The organism is Mangrovicoccus sp. HB161399, from assembly GCF_013184745.1.
In the GTDB taxonomy this organism is placed as follows: Bacteria; Pseudomonadota; Alphaproteobacteria; order Rhodobacterales; family Rhodobacteraceae; genus Mangrovicoccus.
The window spans coordinates 32,958-48,414 of the sequence record NZ_JAATVU010000014.1; the positions used below are offsets into that span (position 1 = coordinate 32,958).

General features: G+C 70.1%; 13 protein-coding genes. 5 read left to right on the forward strand and 8 right to left on the reverse strand.

The annotated features are described in order from the left end of the window. Positions 1-368 precede the first annotated feature (368 nt). Positions 369-1,835, forward strand: a complete 1,467-nt coding sequence (locus HCC78_RS10140) for a hypothetical protein (RefSeq protein WP_172328654.1) — start codon at positions 369-371, stop codon at positions 1,833-1,835. A 24-nt stretch (positions 1,836-1,859) separates the two neighbouring features. Here HCC78_RS10140 and rsmA read toward each other — a convergent pair whose 3' ends face one another. From rsmA to lptF, 6 genes are read right to left on the reverse strand one after another with little or no spacing between them, the layout of a single operon-like run. Continuing rightward, positions 1,860-2,702, reverse strand: a complete 843-nt coding sequence (gene rsmA / locus HCC78_RS10145) for a 16S rRNA (adenine(1518)-N(6)/adenine(1519)-N(6))-dimethyltransferase RsmA (protein ID WP_172328655.1) — start codon at positions 2,700-2,702, stop codon at positions 1,860-1,862. Beyond that, positions 2,699-3,673, reverse strand: coding sequence for a 4-hydroxythreonine-4-phosphate dehydrogenase PdxA (gene pdxA / locus HCC78_RS10150; protein WP_172328656.1), 975 nt, complete (start codon positions 3,671-3,673; stop codon positions 2,699-2,701). Before pdxA ends, rsmA begins: the two co-directional genes overlap by 4 nt. Further along, positions 3,673-4,878, reverse strand: a complete 1,206-nt coding sequence (locus HCC78_RS10155; RefSeq protein WP_172328657.1) for a SurA N-terminal domain-containing protein — start codon at positions 4,876-4,878, stop codon at positions 3,673-3,675. Before HCC78_RS10155 ends, pdxA begins: the two co-directional genes overlap by 1 nt. 13 nt (positions 4,879-4,891) lie before the next feature. Beyond that, positions 4,892-7,045, reverse strand: coding sequence for an LPS-assembly protein LptD (locus HCC78_RS10160; RefSeq protein WP_172328658.1), 2,154 nt, complete (start codon positions 7,043-7,045; stop codon positions 4,892-4,894). Then, the gene (gene lptG, locus HCC78_RS10165; protein WP_172328659.1) at positions 7,042-8,136 is read right to left on the reverse strand and encodes an LPS export ABC transporter permease LptG; all 1,095 of its coding nucleotides are present in this window, start codon (positions 8,134-8,136) and stop codon (positions 7,042-7,044) included. The genes HCC78_RS10160 and lptG overlap by 4 nt, the downstream gene beginning before the upstream one ends. Continuing rightward, entirely contained in the window at positions 8,133-9,269 is a 1,137-nt protein-coding gene (lptF, locus tag HCC78_RS10170) for an LPS export ABC transporter permease LptF (protein ID WP_172328660.1), read from the reverse strand. The genes lptG and lptF overlap by 4 nt, the downstream gene beginning before the upstream one ends. 121 nt (positions 9,270-9,390) lie before the next feature. Between lptF and HCC78_RS10175 the strand changes: the two genes are divergently transcribed. The 4 genes from HCC78_RS10175 to HCC78_RS33155 all read left to right on the forward strand — a co-directional run bounded on the left by HCC78_RS10175 (position 9,391) and on the right by HCC78_RS33155 (position 13,343). Next, on the forward strand, positions 9,391-10,857 hold the full coding sequence (locus tag HCC78_RS10175; RefSeq protein WP_172328661.1) for a leucyl aminopeptidase: 1,467 nt from the start codon (positions 9,391-9,393) through the stop codon (positions 10,855-10,857). A 4-nt stretch (positions 10,858-10,861) separates the two neighbouring features. Continuing rightward, a complete protein-coding gene (locus HCC78_RS10180) occupies positions 10,862-11,326 on the forward strand; it encodes a DNA polymerase III subunit chi (protein WP_172328662.1) in 465 nt (154 codons plus the stop codon). A gap of 125 nt (positions 11,327-11,451) precedes the next feature. Then, complete coding sequence (locus tag HCC78_RS10185; protein ID WP_172328663.1) at positions 11,452-13,107, forward strand: hypothetical protein; 1,656 nt, start codon at positions 11,452-11,454, stop codon at positions 13,105-13,107. Positions 13,108-13,112: 5 nt separating this feature from the next. Continuing rightward, on the forward strand, positions 13,113-13,343 hold the full coding sequence (locus tag HCC78_RS33155) for a hypothetical protein (RefSeq protein WP_216671103.1): 231 nt from the start codon (positions 13,113-13,115) through the stop codon (positions 13,341-13,343). A gap of 622 nt (positions 13,344-13,965) precedes the next feature. On the opposite strand, the gene HCC78_RS10190 is transcribed toward HCC78_RS33155, so the two are convergent. Both HCC78_RS10190 and HCC78_RS10195 read right to left on the reverse strand, forming a co-directional pair. Further along, positions 13,966-14,544 (reverse strand): TIGR02281 family clan AA aspartic protease, encoded by a 579-nt coding sequence (locus HCC78_RS10190; protein WP_172328664.1) that lies wholly within the window; start codon positions 14,542-14,544, stop codon positions 13,966-13,968. Between the two features lie 58 nt (positions 14,545-14,602). Beyond that, the gene (locus HCC78_RS10195; RefSeq protein WP_172328665.1) at positions 14,603-15,235 is read right to left on the reverse strand and encodes a MarC family protein; all 633 of its coding nucleotides are present in this window, start codon (positions 15,233-15,235) and stop codon (positions 14,603-14,605) included. Between the last annotated feature and the right edge of the window lie 222 nt (positions 15,236-15,457).

Genomic DNA, 15,457 nt, shown 5'->3' on the forward strand with positions numbered 1-15,457 from the left:
ACCGCCCAGAGGGAGACAAGGGAGAAGACGGAATGAGCGAAGACAGGCGGGGGCCGCCCGCCGAAGGACCGGCGCTGCAGGACTCCGGATGCGGAAGCCGCACGTGCCGTTCCGGCGGCAGGGCCGCTGTTCCGCCCTGTCCCGGGGCGGCCGGCCATGCGCCGCCATCGGCGGCCGCCTTCGCAAAGGGACTGCCCCATGACAGCAACGGCCTGGCGGCGCTGGCGCCCGAACGCGCCGCCGCCGTCGCGCGCGAGGATGCCTTCCGCACCAGCCATGCCGGACTGCCGCATGGGCGGCGGCTCCGGCCCCCCCCGCCGGCCGGACAGGCGCAGGATGGCGCCGCATCGGCATCGGCCGGTCTTGCCATGGCACCTGCGCCGCGGCTGGGCAGCAACGAACTGGCCGCGGAAATGGCGGAACTCTACGGGCTCGCCTTGCTGCGCGACATGCGCTTTTGCGACATCGAGGCCGAAGCCGGGTCGCCGGGACCGGCCGGGGTCTCGCCCGCAGAGGTGATCGCCGCGCTGAACCGGCTGGAGCATTTCGCGGCCGAACCGGGCGATCTCGACGGCCAGGCGCATCGCCGGCTCGCCGTGCGGCTTGGCATGGGAGGCGGTCCGCTGTCCGGGGCGTCCGCGTTCCGCGGCGCAGCCTGCGGCGCCCGCCCGGGGCCCTACCTCTCTCAATTCCTGCTGCAGGGCAGCGCGGGCCAGGCGCGCTCCGGCCGGATCGCCTATGGCGCGCAGTCGATCGACCAGCGCTGCACGGGCTTCCCGCCGGGGCTCGACTACATGGGCGACTGGCACAGCTGGCTCGACGTGCAGAACGGCGCGGACCCGGCCGGGCTGCAGGTGCTGCGGGCCGATCCGCTCTTTCCGGAGACGCCTCGGGACCTCGCGGCCCATGTCCGCGCCGACCGGCCCTTCCAGGCCGGGCTGAACGCAGCGCTGATCCTGCTGAGCTACGGGCTGCCTGCCGATCCGGGCCTGGGGGCGGTGGCAGGGTGCGGCGCGCCGGGACTTCTGGCGGCTCTTGCCGACGTTTCCTGCCTGGCGCTGGAGGCGATGCAGCGGCAGAAATCCGGCCATCACCGCCGGGCGCGGCCGGAGAAGATCGGCGGGGTGCTGACGCTGGCGGCCAACGGCCGGGGTGGCCGGCTGGGGGCGGAGGAAGGCGCGGCGGAGCAGATGGCTGCCGCGCTCGGCGCCACGGGCCTTCCGGCTGCGGTTGCGGCGATGAACGCGCGGTCGCTGGCGCAGGTGGCCAATCCCTTGGCGGGCCGGGGCAACCCCGGCTGGCTCGCCGCATCCTGGCTGCTGCCGCAGGCCTTCATCGAGGGATCGCCGATGACGCCGTCCTACGGTTCGGGCCATGCGGCGGCGGCCGGGGCCTGCGTGACGGTGATCAAGGCCTGCCTGTCGATGTTCCGCGCGGGCGGCGGCTGGCAGGACAGGACGATGGCCGGCATCGGCATGGGCGGCGTCTTCCGGGCCGCCGCGGGCGGCACATTGCTCGAGGCAGTGCCGGACGCGCCGGAGCTGACCGTCACCGGCGAGCTCGACAAGCTGGCCGCGAATGTCGCCATGGGCGGCATGATGGCCGGGGTGAGCTACCATTCCGACTGCTTCGACGGGCTGCGCTTCGGCGAACGCGTGGCGGTCGGCATGCTGCGCGCCCGGCTTGCGGCCCGCGGGGGGCCGGCCAGCCTGCGCTTCCGCAGCTTCGACGGCGATCTGGTGCGGCTGGTCGCAGACCGGGCGGAAACCCTGGCCGAGATCAACGGCTCCCAGGATGCCTTCGCCGGCTGGTGGACGCGCGACCAGCCCGGCTGATCCGGCCGCCGCGGGCCGGCAGGGTCAGCGCCGCGCCAGCACCCGCGCCAGCGCGCAGAAGCGCTCCAGAGAGACGGTCTCGGCCCGTGCGGTCGGATCGATCCCGGCCTCTTCCAGCTTCGCCTCGATATCCGGCGCGTAGCCCTTCAGCGAGGAGCGCAGCATCTTGCGGCGCTGGTTGAACGCGGCCGCCACGACTTTCGACAGGCCTTCGGCCGGGGCCGGATAGCGCGGCTCGGGCAGGGCGGTGACATGCACCACGGCGGAATTCACCTTGGGCGGCGGGGTGAAGGCGCGGGCGGGCAGGTCCATCACGATCCGGGCCTCGGCGCGCCACTGCGCCAGCAGCGCCAGCCGCCCGTAGGCCTTCGATCCGGGCGCAGCCACGATCCGCTCGGCCACCTCGCGCTGGAACATCAGCGTCAGGCTCTGCCACAGCGGCGGCCAGGTCTCCGGCGTCAGCCAGCGCACCAGCAGCTCGGTGCCGACATTGTAGGGCAGGTTGGCGCAGACCCGGATCGGCCCGTTCAGATGCGCTGCCCAGTCGACCTCCAGGGCATCGCCCGAGATGACTTCCAGCCGCCCCGGATAGGCCTCGGCGATCTGCTGCAGCGCGGGCAGGCAGCGGGTGTCCTTCTCGATCGCCACCACGCGGCGGGCCCCCATGGCCAGCAGCCCGCGGGTCAGCCCGCCCGGCCCGGGGCCGATCTCCAGCACGTCGCAGCCGGTCAGGTCGCCCGCCGAGCGCGCGATCTTGGCCGTCAGGTTCAGGTCCAGCAGGAAGTTCTGCCCCAGCGACTTGCGCGCCGAAAGCCCGTGCTCGGCGATCACCTCGCGCAAGGGCGGCAGGCTGTCGATGCCGCTCATGCCGCGGCCCTCCGCCCGGCCATCTTCCAGGCGAGGCGCAGCGCCGCGATGGTCGAGGTCGGATCGGCGGTGCCTGTCCCGGCGATGTCGAAGGCGGTGCCGTGATCCGGCGAGGTGCGGATGAAGGGCAGGCCCAGCGTGACGTTGACGCCTCCCGCGAAATCGACCGTCTTTATCGGGATCAGCGCCTGGTCGTGATACATGCAGATCGCCGCGTCATAGCGGGCACGCGCCGCCGGGTGGAACATCGTGTCGGCCGAGGACGGACCGGCAAGGCCGATGCCCTCGGCGCGCAGCCGTTCGAGCGCGGGCGAGATCAGCTCGATCTCCTCGCGGCCCATTGCGCCGCCTTCGCCGGCATGCGGGTTCAGCCCGGCCACGGCGAGCCGCGGGGCGGCAATGCCGAAATCGCGCTTCAGCGCGGCGTCAGTGATGCGGATGGTGTCTTCCAGCAGCTCCGCGGTCAGCGCGCGCGGCACCTCGGCGACGGGGATGTGGATCGTCACCGGAACGACGCGCAGTTCCGGCGCGGCCAGCATCATCACCACCCGGTCCGTGCCCGCGAGATGGGCGAGATACTCGGTATGCCCGGGGAAGGCGAAGCCCGCCCCGTCCTTCAGCGCCTTCTTGTGGATCGGCAGCGTGCAGACCGCCGAGGCCCCGCCCCCCTGCACCAAACGGACCGCGCGGGCGATCGCCTCGATCACGCCGAGCGCGTTCTTCGGGTCGGGGCGGCCCGGGACGGCGGCCCCGGCGAAATCGTGGCGCAGCACGGCCAGGCTTCCCGCGGGCTCCATGGCCTCGGCAGGAGAGGCGATCTCGTGCCAGAGCGCGCCTTCGGGCAGGTGGCGGGGATCGCCGATCCAGAAGAACGGCAATTCGCTGCCGAGCCGGGCCTGCGCCAGCAGCGCAAGCTCCGGACCCACCCCGGCGGGCTCGCCGCAGGTCAGGGCAATCGGGGCGCGGGCCATCACAGCCGCTCGATGAAGGCGTTGGCGCGCAGCTCGGCGAGGTAGCCGTTGGCCAGGTCCTCGAGCTTGCGCGAGAACAGCCGCCGCTGCAGGTCGTCGCGGCTGAGATCCGCTCCGGCGATCGGCGTGCGCGCACACAGCATCACCACGGCGGAATTGCCCGGCAGCACCGCCATTTCCAGCGGGTCGAGCCGGTCGATCACCCCGCGCACGCCCGCGGCAGTCTCGGCGCGCGGCCCGGTGACATGCTCGATCCGGGTTCCGCCCGGGTCGGAGACATGGGAGTAGATCGAGTCGCAGGTGCTCACCAGCGGCTCCAGCCGCGCCATTTCGGCCGGGGCGGCGCCCTGCGGCGTGCGCAGCAGCATGTAGTCGAGCGTGACGTTCTGCATGACGCCGGGACGCGAGTCGCGCAGGCCGCGCAGCTGGAACAGCGCGATCGCGTCGACATTCGGCAGCGGCAGCGGCGGGGTCACGTCCCCCGGCGCCATCGACAGCATCAGCGGCGCGATCTGCTCGGGCAGGTTCGACAGCGGCATCCAGCCGAGCGCGCCGCCGGAATCGCCAGAGGGCGAGGCCGAGAGGTCGCGCGCGGCGCGGGAGAATTCGTCGAAGCCCTTCATCTGCTGGATCGCGTCGGCCTGCTCGCGCACCAGCCCGGCGGTTTCGGGCAGCAGCGGCAGCACGATTTCCGCGAGCTGCACCTGGACCGAGCCCTGGCCGGTGCCGAGCGCGATGGCGCGGTCGATCTCCTCGTCAGAGACCCGCGCCTGCGAGGCGTAGCGGCTGCGCACGACATCGCGCCAGGCGGTGCCCGCGCGGACGAAGTCGCGGAAGGTCTCCGGGTCCACGCCCTGCTGGGCGATCGCGGCGACGAATTCGTCGGCCGAAAGGTTGGCGCGCGAGGCGAATTCCTCCATCGCCTGCTGCAGCTGGTCCTCGCTGAGGGTCACGTCGAGCCGCGCGGCCTCGGCCAGTTCCAGCCGCTCGTCGATCAGCGCGTCGATCACGCCGTCGCGGGTCAGGCCGGACTGGCGCAGCACTGTCAGGAACTGCATCCGCTGCTCGACCTCGAAGCGGGTGATGACGCTTTCGTTGACGCGCACCACCGGGTCGAAAGGCGACTGCGCTCCGGCCGGCTGGGCCAGCGCGGCAAGGGAAAGAACCAGCGCCGCGCCGGCGCCCTGCAGGAGTTTCTTCAGCATACGCTCGTCCTCATCATGAACACCGGCCGGTGCGGGGGCGGCTGTCCGACCCGCCCGTGCCGAACCCGGTCAGCGACACGGTCAGCCCGTAGGTATAGGTCGGTTCGGCGCCGTCGTTGTTTCTAAAACGCCGCGCGCCGGAAAGATCAACCCTGACGCATTCGTTGCGCCAGGTCAGACCGAAGCCCGCGCGCGTCGTGCGCGACGAGATCAGGTCGCGGCGCAGATCCATCTGCGCCTCCCAGGCGTCGCTGATCCGGTAGGTGCCGTCGAAGGTCGCCTCGCTCAGATCCTCGTCCTGGTTCAGCGCCGGGTCCTCGATCTGCCAGACATAGCCCGCGGCAAGGTCGAATTTCGTCGAGATGTAGGCCAGCCGCAGCTCGTTCAGCGTGACCGAGCCGTTGTCGGCGATCAGCGCCAGGTTGCGCAGCTTCAGCGCCTCGTAGTCGACGTCGATCTGGGTCAGCCAGTCCGACCGCGTCCCGGCAAGCCCGGTGCCCGGCGAGAACGAGCCGTCGGCCTGGGCGCGCAGCACCCGGCCGCCGGTCAGCCCCAGCGTCCAGCCCGACGGCGCGTAGCGCTGCCAGCGCAGCGCCAGGTTCGCGCGCAGCCCGTCCTCGACCCGGTCGAGCCCGGGGAAGCGCTGGTAGCCCATCAGGTTGCCCAGGTCGAAGGCCGGCTGGGTGCTGTCGTCATTGGGGCTGTCGATGTCGTAGGGACCGACCCAGACCGCCTGGGCCATCGGCTCCAACAGGTAGGACACGCCATCCTTTCCGGCCTTCTTCATCGGCAGCGAGGCGGTGACCGAGGCGCCCGGGGTCAGCGCCGCCTGGTAGCTTTCGTAGCGGCTGTCCTGGATGATGTGCTTGACGTCGCCGATGGCGCGGGCATCCGCGGCCAGCCGGATGCCGGGGCCGAAGGTCGCCTCGTTGCCCCAGCGCAGGTAGGCGCGGCCCTGCGCCATGTCGCGGCCGACGATGTCCTCGGTGGAGGTGCGTTCGTGGCCGTGGCCGATCAGCGCGAAATCGACATAGCCCGGCACGCCGTCGACCTGCCAGCGGCGGTCGTAGCGGGCATTGCCGGTCAGCGTCGGGATGGTGTCGTTGTCCTCGTCGTCGCGCAGCGAATGGAACACCGTGACCGAGCCCTCGGCACGGCTGTCGCCGACGATCCGGGTCAACGACAGGCGGTTCTTAAGCCGGTCCGCGCCGGAGTAGTCGTAGTCGTTCAGGTAGGTGTCGTCGGTGACGAGCTGGACGCCGAAGGACAGCTTCGTCTGCCAGGGCAGGTCGAACTGGCCGGTGCCGAACAGGTAGGCGCGGGTGCCGGGCTCGATCGTGTCCTGGGTGACGGCGCCGTCGAACTGGATGTCGCCCGTGGCGAAGGCCTGGCGGTAGCGGCCCTCCAGCGTCTTGGTCTCCTTGCCGCCGAAATCGGTGGCGTAGAAGGGCGTGAAGGTCAGGTCGGCATGGTCGCCCAGCGGCACGAAATAGGGCAGTTTGATGCCGTTGCCGTAGAGGTTGGAGCTCTCGATCGAGGGCACGAGGAAGCCGCGGGCGCGCTCGACGCCCGGCTCGGGCGTGGAGATCGCCGGCAGGTAGGCCACCGGAATGCCGTAGATGCGGAACTGCGCGTGCTGGAAGTAGATCCGCTTGCGCTCCTCGTCATGGATCACCCGCCGCGCCCGGATGTGCCACATCGGCGTTTCGCCGGGGGTGCAGATCTCGCAGCTGGTGGCGATGCCGTCGCGCAGGTCGGTGAAGCGGCCCTGCTGGCGCTGCGCCGAGCTGGCGGCGATCTGCACCTGCTGGCCGAGGATGATCCGCACGCCCTCGACGATGCCCTCGCGCAGGTCGGCCGACAGGTCGGCGGCATCGGCGATGACCAGCGTGCCGGGCCCGTCGCTCAGCGTGATCGGTCCCTCGACCGACAGCCGGTTCGCCTCCTGGTCGTAGGTCAGGCGGCTGGCGGTCATGCGGATGCCGTCCGAGAAGACCTCGACCGAGCCTTCGGCGGTCAGCACGCTGCCGTCCTCGACGACGACGGAATCCGCCACCAGGGTCACCGGGCCCTCCTGCGCGGCGGCGGGGGCCGCGGCGGCAAGGGAGAAGGCCAGGAGCGCGGCGGCGAGGAAGCTCCGGGGGCGGGGGGAAGGGGTCGGGGTCATCCGTCCTCGAAATGCAGGAGCGCGGCGATGGCCAGGCAGATCGCCGCGATGGAGGGGCTCCAGACGGCGAGCGCCGCCGGGAGCTGGCCGTTCTGCCCCATCAGCTGGGTCAGGTTGGCGATGAAATAGACGAGGAAGCCAGACAGCACCGCAAGCAGCACCATCAGGCCCGTGCGCCCCATCCGCGTGTGGCGCAGCGTGAAGACCGCGCCGATGAAGACCATGGCGACGAAGCTCAGCGGCCGCGCCAGCTCCGCCTGGAACCAGACGATGTGGTTGCGCGCCGAAAAGCCCGCCGCCTCCAGCTGGCGGATGAAGGCCGGCAGCGCCCAGATCGAGATCGACGACGGCGTGCCGAAGCTGTCGCGGATCTGCTCCGGCGTCAGGTCGGAGGGCAGCAGGTAGCTCTCGGCGGTCTCGGCCGTGGCTTCGGGGATCTCGTCATTGTCGAGGTCCCAGATCTTGGCGTTCTTCAGCGCCCAGCCCTTCGCGGTCAGCGCCGCCTCGGCGGCATTGATGCGGTAGACCGGCGTGCCGTCGCGGTCGAAGCCGTAGAACACCGTGTCGTAGAGCACGGTGCCGTCCAGGTTGGTGCGGGTGGCGCGGATCGCGGTCTGGCGGTCGTCCACGCCCTGGCGCAGCCACAGCCCCTCCTTGGAGACCGACAGCACGCGCTCGTTTCCAGCCTGGCGGTTGATCTCGCGCTCGTAGGCTTTCGACGAGACCGAGACCAGCGGATTGGCCAGCGCGACGACGAGGCAGCCCAGCACGAAGGCGGTGGCCGCGGGCGAGATCAGGCTGCGCAGCGCCGAGCGCCCGGTGGCGCGGGTGACCACCAGCTCGGAGGTGCGCGCCAGCGTGATGAACATCGTCACCGTGCTCAGCAGCACCACCAGCGTCAGAACCTGGTAGAGCACTTCCGGCAGGTGCAGCGCGGCGAGATAGCTCAGCCGCAGGAAGCCCAGGTCAGAGGCGTCGTAGCGGCGGATGTGCTCCAGCAGGTCGACGAGCCAGATGAAGACGGTGAAGCCTGCCAGGATCATCGAGAAGATCGTCAGGTATTTCCGCGCGAAATAGAAATGCAGGATCATGCCGCGCGCCTCCGCCGCTTCAGCGCGAGGCTCAGCGCATGCAGCCGCCCGCCGCCCAGCCACAGCAGCAGCACCGCGATCGCCCCGGCCAGCAGGCTGGGCGCATAGATCACCGGCCAGGCGGCAGGCGCGCGCTTGGCGATGTCGGCGGCGGCATTGTCGAAGACCTTGACCACCACGACCAGCAGGACGGCCAGGACGATCTGGCGCCACAGCCCGAACCGGCTGAAGGTGCCCAGGAGCAGCGCCGAGAATCCCATGACGCAGAGCGCCGGGGTCAGCGTGCTTTCGGCGAAGCGCATGTGCGCCTCGCGGCGCAGCCAGGCGGTGTCGCGGCGGGTCTGCTGCTGCAGCCTTTCGGAGGCCGCCAGCAGCCGCGGGGTGGAGACCTGGCGCGGATCGAGCCTGCGCTCGGACGGCGCGCCGACCAGCCCGTCGACGGCGAAGGTGAAGTCGCTGAACCGGGTGATCGCCAGCCGCTCCGTCTCGATGTCGAGCGTCTGCGCCATGCCGTCGAGCATGACCAGCTTCGGCCCGGTGTCGTCTCGCAGGAACAGCGCCTGCTCGGCGGTGTAGGTCACCGCCTGTTCGGGGTCGCGCCGGTCCGAGATCATCAGGCCGCGGATCACGCCCTCGGCGTCGATTTCGCGCACGTAGATCGTCACCCCGCTGACCGGATGCTGGAAGGTGCCGGGCACCAGCAGCCGCGACGAGGCCGCATCGGCCAGCGCCGCCTCCTTGTCGTTGAGACGCGACATCGAGACCGGCACCAGCACATGCGCCAGCACCCCGATCAGCAGCCCGGCGATGCAGCCGAAGACCAGGACCGGCCGCGCCAGGCGGAAGCCCGAGAATCCGGTCGCCTGCACGACCACCAGCTCGCTTTCGGAATAGAGCCGGTTGCACACCTGGATCACCGCCAGGAAGGCGGCGATCGGCAGCACCAGCTTGACCAGGGTCGGCAGCGTCAGCAGCGTCAGTTCCAGCACCAGGATGCCGGAGCCGCCCGCGCCCATGAACTGGTCGATCAGGATGACCGCGCGGTTGATCCAGTAGACGCCCACCAGCACCAGCGCGAAGAAGCCGAAGACGAGCATGAGCTGTGACAGCAGGTATCTGTCAAACCGTCCCATGCGCTGCCCTCGTTTCTCCGTTTTGCCCGCACCCTATAGGATTGCCCGGGAGGGGAAAACTCCTAACTGGCCAATCCTTCCGGGCCGGGCTAGGGTCCGCGTGACAGACCAAGGACGTGACATGACGACACCTGCAAGCATCCATTTCCGCGAGCCCGACCTGGAACTTCTGGCCACTTTCGAGGGGCGGGTCGTGACCTTCGTCACCGCCGACGGCCGTCTGGACCAGCTTGGGCGCCGGGTCAACCGGCTGACCAAGGGCGCGCTCGAACGGGCGGCCTCCAGCCCGGCCTTCGCGGCGCTCGGCACCGCCGAGGCGCTGGAGATGGGCTTTCCGGCCGGCATGGCGGCGGATGCGGTGCAGGTGGTCAAGCTCGGCCGCAAGCCGCGCGTCGCCGATGCCCGCGCCGCCGGTTCCGCGATCGCCCGCGCCAAGGGCACGAAGCCGGTGCTGGTGCTGGCCGGTCCGATCGGCAATGCCGCGGAGCTGGCCTTCGGCCTGGCGCTGCGCGCCTATGCCTATGGCGACATGAGGTCGAAGCCCGCCGAGGCGCAGGGCGACGTGACCATGATGGTCGCGAAGCCCGAGGAAGTCGCCGCCGAGGCCGGGGACCAGGCGGCGGTCTGCGAGGGCGTGTTCTTCGCCCGCGACCTGACTTCGGCGCCGGCGAACGTCCTGGGCACGCTGGAGTTCGCCGCCCAGCTCGAGGCGATGGAAGAGCTCGGGCTGGAGATCGACATCCTCGACGAGGCGGCGATGGAGAAGCTCGGCATGCGGCTGCTGCTGGCGGTCGGGCAGGGCTCGGCCAGCCCGTCGCGCGTCGTGGTGATGCGCTGGAACGGCGGCGGCGGCGAGGCGCCGCTGGCGCTGGTCGGCAAGGGCGTGGTCTTCGATACCGGCGGCATCAGCCTCAAGCCCGCCCAGGGCATGGAAGAGATGACCATGGACATGGGCGGCGCGGGCGTCGTCTCCGGCGTGATGCGGGCGCTGGCGCTGCGCAAGGCAAAGGCGAACGTGATCGGCTTCGTCGGGCTGGTGGAGAACATGCCCTCGCACATGGCGACGCGGCCGGGCGATGTCGTGGCCTCGGCCCAGGGCACCACGGTCGAGATCAACAACACCGATGCCGAGGGGCGGCTCGTGCTGGCCGACGTGCTGTGGTACGCGCAGGAGACCTACAAGCCTGCCGCCATCGTCGATCTGGCGACCCTGACCGGCGCGGCGATCGTCGCGCTCGGCAACGAGATGGCCGCGACCTATTCCAATGACGACGCCTTCGCCGCGGACTTCCTGGCGGCCGCGAAGGCCGAGGGCGAGGGCGCCTGGCGCATGCCGCTGGCGCCCGGCTACGACAGGATGATCAAGTCCTCCATCGCCGACATCAAGAACAGTGCGGGGCGTCCGGCGGGCTCGATCACCGCGGCGCAGTTCCTGCAGCGCTTCGTCAAGGACGGGACGCCCTGGATCCATCTCGACATTGCCGGCGTCGCGGCGATCAAGACGGATTCCGTGCTCTCGCCCAAGGGCTGCACCGGCTGGGGCGTGCTGTCGCTCGACCGGATGATCCGGGACCGGTTCGAGGCCTGATAGCGTGGGCCGCGCCATGTTCTACCACCTGACCGGGACGCCGCTCGAGGCCACGCTGCCGCGGCTCTTGGAACGGTCTCTGGAGGCGGGCTGGCAGGTCGACTTGCGGGGCCGCGACCGGGCGCGGCTGGAAACGCTCGACGACCGGCTCTGGCTGGGCGCCGAGGAAGGTTTCCTGCCGCACGGGCTGGAGGGCGGGGCGCATGACGCCCGCCAGCCGGTGCTGCTGACCACCTCTTCCGAGGCGCGGCCGGGAACCGCCTGCCTGATGGCGATCGACGCGGCCGAGGTCACCGCGGAGGAGGCGGCGCGGATGGAGCGCGTCTGCATCCTTTTCGACGGCCATGACGACATGCAGCTGACTGCCGCGCGCGCCCAGTGGCGCGCGTTGACGGGCGCCGGCACCGTCGCCGAGTACTGGGCGCAGGATGACGGCCGCTGGGAACGCAAGATGAGCACGGCGGGCTGAGCAAGCCTGCCGGGCCGCGGCGGAAATGGCCTTCCCATGCCCGCCGACGGATGTTAACCTAACGTCAATTATTTTTGTCCGGGACGGGCCCTCCGCGGCTTGTCTCCGGAGACGGAGATTTGGCGATGGTGTTTCCGGAGCGGATGGTCCGGGCCGCATTGGCGGCGGCAGGACTGGCTTCACTGCTGGCGGCGGGCACTCCGGCCGCTGCGAAAACCTATTGCGCCGAACTGGTCGAGGAAAAGGAAAGCGCCGAGGGGCGCATCCTGACGGTCAATTTCGCGGCGCTCTTCGATCTCTTCCGGCGCGACGACCCGTCCCAGCCGTCTCGGATCAGCGACAGCAAGTACTGGTTCACCACGCGCTTCGGCCAGTTCGACGGGCTGACCTGCGGCCGCTTCGGCCACGAGATGCAGGAATTCTATCCGATCGGCATGGTGGTGAAGCCGCTGCGCCAGCTCAAGCTGCCGAACTACCACCGCGGCACTCCGGTCCTGGTGGAGACCGAATACGGGCACCGCAAGATCCTCCCGCTGGAGGACATCACCGAGATGGCGGAGAACACCACCTACATCCTGCCCGATTCCGCCGCCAAGGCCTTCATGTGCAACCACGAGGATACCTGCGGCGGCAATCTCGCCCCCTGGACGCTGGCGGACGGACGGCAGATCGCCTGTCCCTCGGCTAATTGCCGCTACGACATCTCGGCGCTCGGCGGCTATGCCTCGGCGGCCAGCCAGAACCCCAAGGCGCAGAAGGCGCTGGCGGAATACGCCAGGCTCTACCGCGATCCGCTGCTGCCCGCGGTGCGCTACGAGGACGAGTCGTCGCAACGCAACGCGATGAAGGATGTCTGCACGCCGTTCCCGGTCACACCCTGGAAGGCCGGCGGAACCCGCCATCAGGACGTGGCCGTCTACCTGTCGCTGTGCAGCGAGATCGCCGCCGGGGAGGACGGCGTGTCTTCGCTGGCCGGGTTCAAGGTGGTCGACACCGCCTGGGCGGAGGAACGTTTCGGCGACGGGCTCTGGGGGTCGTACCACCGGCGCTTCGGCGAGAGCACCCAGGATTTCGATCCGGAGGCGCTGTCGGCCGAGCACGTCGCCGAGACGATGCGCCAGATCCTGACGGTGCAGCTGGGCAGCGAGAAGCGCTGCGGCCAGAAGATCGAGGAGACCAACAGCCTGACGCTCGGCGGCGCGGCGGGCTTCGACCTGGGCAAGGTCATCCCGCTGGATGCGCTGAAGCTCTCGGTGGACGCGGCGCGGGCCAGGGCGACCCGCTTCACCGCGACCATCCCGGAGAATGTCTTCCTCGCCTACAGCACCTATTTCGTGCAGCCGATCCCGCTGGAGGGAGAGGAGAAGAAGCTGTGGGTGTTCGACATCGTCTCGCGGGTGCAATGCGACGGTGCCGGCACGCCCGAGAAGCCCTCGTCGATCACGCTCTTCTACTACGACCTCACAGACGGCTACGAGAGCCTGGACGCCGACGAGTCCTTCTCGGAGCGGTACCTGGAGCGCTACGGCAACGTCGCCTTCGCCTCCACCCGTGACGCCCAGATCGTCCGGACCGGGCGGTTCTGGCGGATCGTGGACCATGTCGGCTACTACCTGTGGCGCGACGCGCTGCGCGAGGTGGTGTCGAACGACATGCCGCAGCTCAAGCAGCTGCTGCAGTACTATCCGCGCCGCCAGCAGCCGCAGATCCGCGATTTCTTCGTGCATCTTCTGCTGGCCGCGGCCTTCGACTACGACTCCGATTTCCCGCCGAACTGGTGATGCCGATGATCCGCCATGCCCTTGCCTTCCTGTCCCTCGCCCTGCTGCTGGCCTCGGCAGGGGCGGTTCCGGCCACCGGACCCTCCGCCGGCGGCCAGCCGCCGCCCTGCGACAGCGCAGCCGGGAAATGCTGCTGCGTGATGGCGAACGGGCTCCGCTGCTGCGGCAGCGCCACGATCTGCCCGTCATCCGCGATCTCCGGCTGCCCCTGCGCCCGGCCCGGCGCAACGGGGTAAGGTTTGCGGGCCATCGGAATGTCCCCGCGCCAAAGACGCGTTCGCGGTCCGGCAAGGGGAAGATTTGCCATGGGAATGCGGCAACGCCTGACGCGGCCGGGGCAGCAATCCTTGCGGCTCAGCTAATGTCCTCCAATATGCCCGCATCCGGGACAGCAGCAGGCGAGAACCGGATGGTCGTGGCGCAACTGCTCCGGATCCGTCATGCCCTGTTCGCCTAGTCCGGTCCGTCGCGCCGGACATGCGACACGCTATGGGCAGCCGAGGAAAATTTTGCCGATCCCGCCTTGGGGCCGTGGCGCAATGCGGCGGCATCTCCGCCTGTCGGCACGCCCTGGCGCAAGAAGGGGCTGCAACTCATGCCGCTTGCGCTGCGGCGGCGGGCGGAACTCCAAGCTGACCATGTCTGACCCAGTTCATGACGGACGATTTGGACAGGGAGATTGCCGACAGGAGGCTCCCCTGGTCCTGTCGGACGCAGCGTCATGCGCCTTGGCGCATCCGCTTGCGCGGATATTCCCGGAGAGGTGCATCTCGGCGGATTTGCCGCTCTAGGGCAGTTCCGTCCTTCGGCCCGCACGGCGCCACCATCGTCCTGCGGTTCCGGCGCCCCCCGCGGCAGCTAGCGGGTCAGCGTCATGCGGCCGTCGCGGATCTCGATGGCGGCGAAGCTTTCCAGATAGCGCATGCCCAGCAGCGATCCGGTCATTTCGCCGGCATTGACCCGCGCGGGCACGTTGCGGTCGGTGATGTCGCCGATCTTTACCTCCTTCAGCACCACCTTGGCGGTCTCCACCGTGCCGTTGGCCGTGCGCGCGTTGCCGAAGAAGGCGAGCCTGTCCGTGTCCATGCCGATCTTGCGCGCGTCCTCGAGGCTCAGCACGATGTCGCTGGCGCCGGTATCGACGATGAAGCTGAGCGGCGTGCCGTTCACCTGCATCGTCAGGTGGTAGTGCCCGTCCGGGCCGCGCGGCACCGAGACCTGGCCGACCGAGGTGAAGAACTGGGTCTGCGGCAGCCCGTGCTGCACGTCCTGCCAGAGCGCGTATCCCACGGTCACGCCGAGGAACAGCAGCCCCCAGATCACCGCCTGGCGCAGCGCCGCCAGCATCTTGCCGCGGAAGGCGAACAGCAGCGCGCCGCCGATCACCGCGAGGAGGATCAGCTTCTTCGCGAGATGGGCAATCTGGTCTTCGGTCATGGGCATCCTTCCACAGCGCTGCCGCTGATATGGGGACGCGCGGGCGCGGCTGCGAGCCTCATCCGCCGAGGTACCGCGCGCCGATCCCCGCCAGGGCCAGCCCGTCGAGCACGAACTGCACCGACAGCGCCGCCAGGAGCATGCCCAGCAGCCGAGACACGACCATGATCCCGGTGCGGCCGAGCAGCCGCTCGATCAGCCCGGCGACGGAGAAGAAGGCCAGCACGATGGCCACGACCGAGATCATCGCCGCGAGCACGGTCAGGGTGACCGCCCAGCTGGCATTCTCGCCGCTGGTCAGCAGCACCGTCGCGGCCAGCGCGCCGGGCCCGGCGATGAAGGGCGTGGCGATGGGAAAGACGGAGGGGTCGTCGGGGGCCTCCTCCTCCTTGTCCTCGCGGCGCCGGGTGCGGCGCTCGAACAGCATCTCCATGGCGATCAGGAACAGCAGCAGCCCGCCCGCGATGCGGAAGGCCGGAAGGGTGATGCCCACGGCCTCCAGGATCGACATGCCGACCAGCGCGAAGAGCACGAGGATGCCGAGGCCGATGGCGCAGGCGCGGGCGGCGACGCGCATGCGGTGGCGCTTGTCCATGCCCTGGGTCAGCGCGATGAAGATCGGCGCGAGGCCGATCGGGTCGATCATCACGAAGAGCGTGGTGAAGGCGGTGACGAAGGTCCCGGCATCCATGGCAGCTAGGCCCCGCCAACTGCGGCCTGGCGGGCCGCGTCGCGGCGCCCGGTCACGGGGTGGGCCCCGTTTCGGATGGGGAGGATTTCCGCGGCATGTAGGTCCCTGGAGATGTCCGGTCCGGCTGAGGGTTCCGCACCAGCTTTTCCGGCGGAACCGGTCCTGTCAAGCTGCCGGGCCGGGATCCGGCCCCGGCGCGGGGCCGGGGCGCGGGACTGCCGG

Coding starts and splice junctions, on each gene's coding strand:
- HCC78_RS10140 (WP_172328654.1), top strand. CDS start 369: ATGGCACCTGCGCCGCGGCTGGGCAGCAACGAACTGGCCGCGGAAATG.
- rsmA (WP_172328655.1), bottom strand. CDS start 2,702: ATGAGCGGCATCGACAGCCTGCCGCCCTTGCGCGAGGTGATCGCCGAG.
- pdxA (WP_172328656.1), bottom strand. CDS start 3,673: ATGGCCCGCGCCCCGATTGCCCTGACCTGCGGCGAGCCCGCCGGGGTG.
- HCC78_RS10155 (WP_172328657.1), bottom strand. CDS start 4,878: ATGCTGAAGAAACTCCTGCAGGGCGCCGGCGCGGCGCTGGTTCTTTCC.
- HCC78_RS10160 (WP_172328658.1), bottom strand. CDS start 7,045: ATGACCCCGACCCCTTCCCCCCGCCCCCGGAGCTTCCTCGCCGCCGCG.
- lptG (WP_172328659.1), bottom strand. CDS start 8,136: ATGATCCTGCATTTCTATTTCGCGCGGAAATACCTGACGATCTTCTCG.
- lptF (WP_172328660.1), bottom strand. CDS start 9,269: ATGGGACGGTTTGACAGATACCTGCTGTCACAGCTCATGCTCGTCTTC.
- HCC78_RS10175 (WP_172328661.1), top strand. CDS start 9,391: ATGACGACACCTGCAAGCATCCATTTCCGCGAGCCCGACCTGGAACTT.
- HCC78_RS10185 (WP_172328663.1), top strand. CDS start 11,452: ATGGTGTTTCCGGAGCGGATGGTCCGGGCCGCATTGGCGGCGGCAGGA.
- HCC78_RS33155 (WP_216671103.1), top strand. CDS start 13,113: ATGATCCGCCATGCCCTTGCCTTCCTGTCCCTCGCCCTGCTGCTGGCC.
- HCC78_RS10190 (WP_172328664.1), bottom strand. CDS start 14,544: ATGACCGAAGACCAGATTGCCCATCTCGCGAAGAAGCTGATCCTCCTC.
- HCC78_RS10195 (WP_172328665.1), bottom strand. CDS start 15,235: ATGGATGCCGGGACCTTCGTCACCGCCTTCACCACGCTCTTCGTGATG.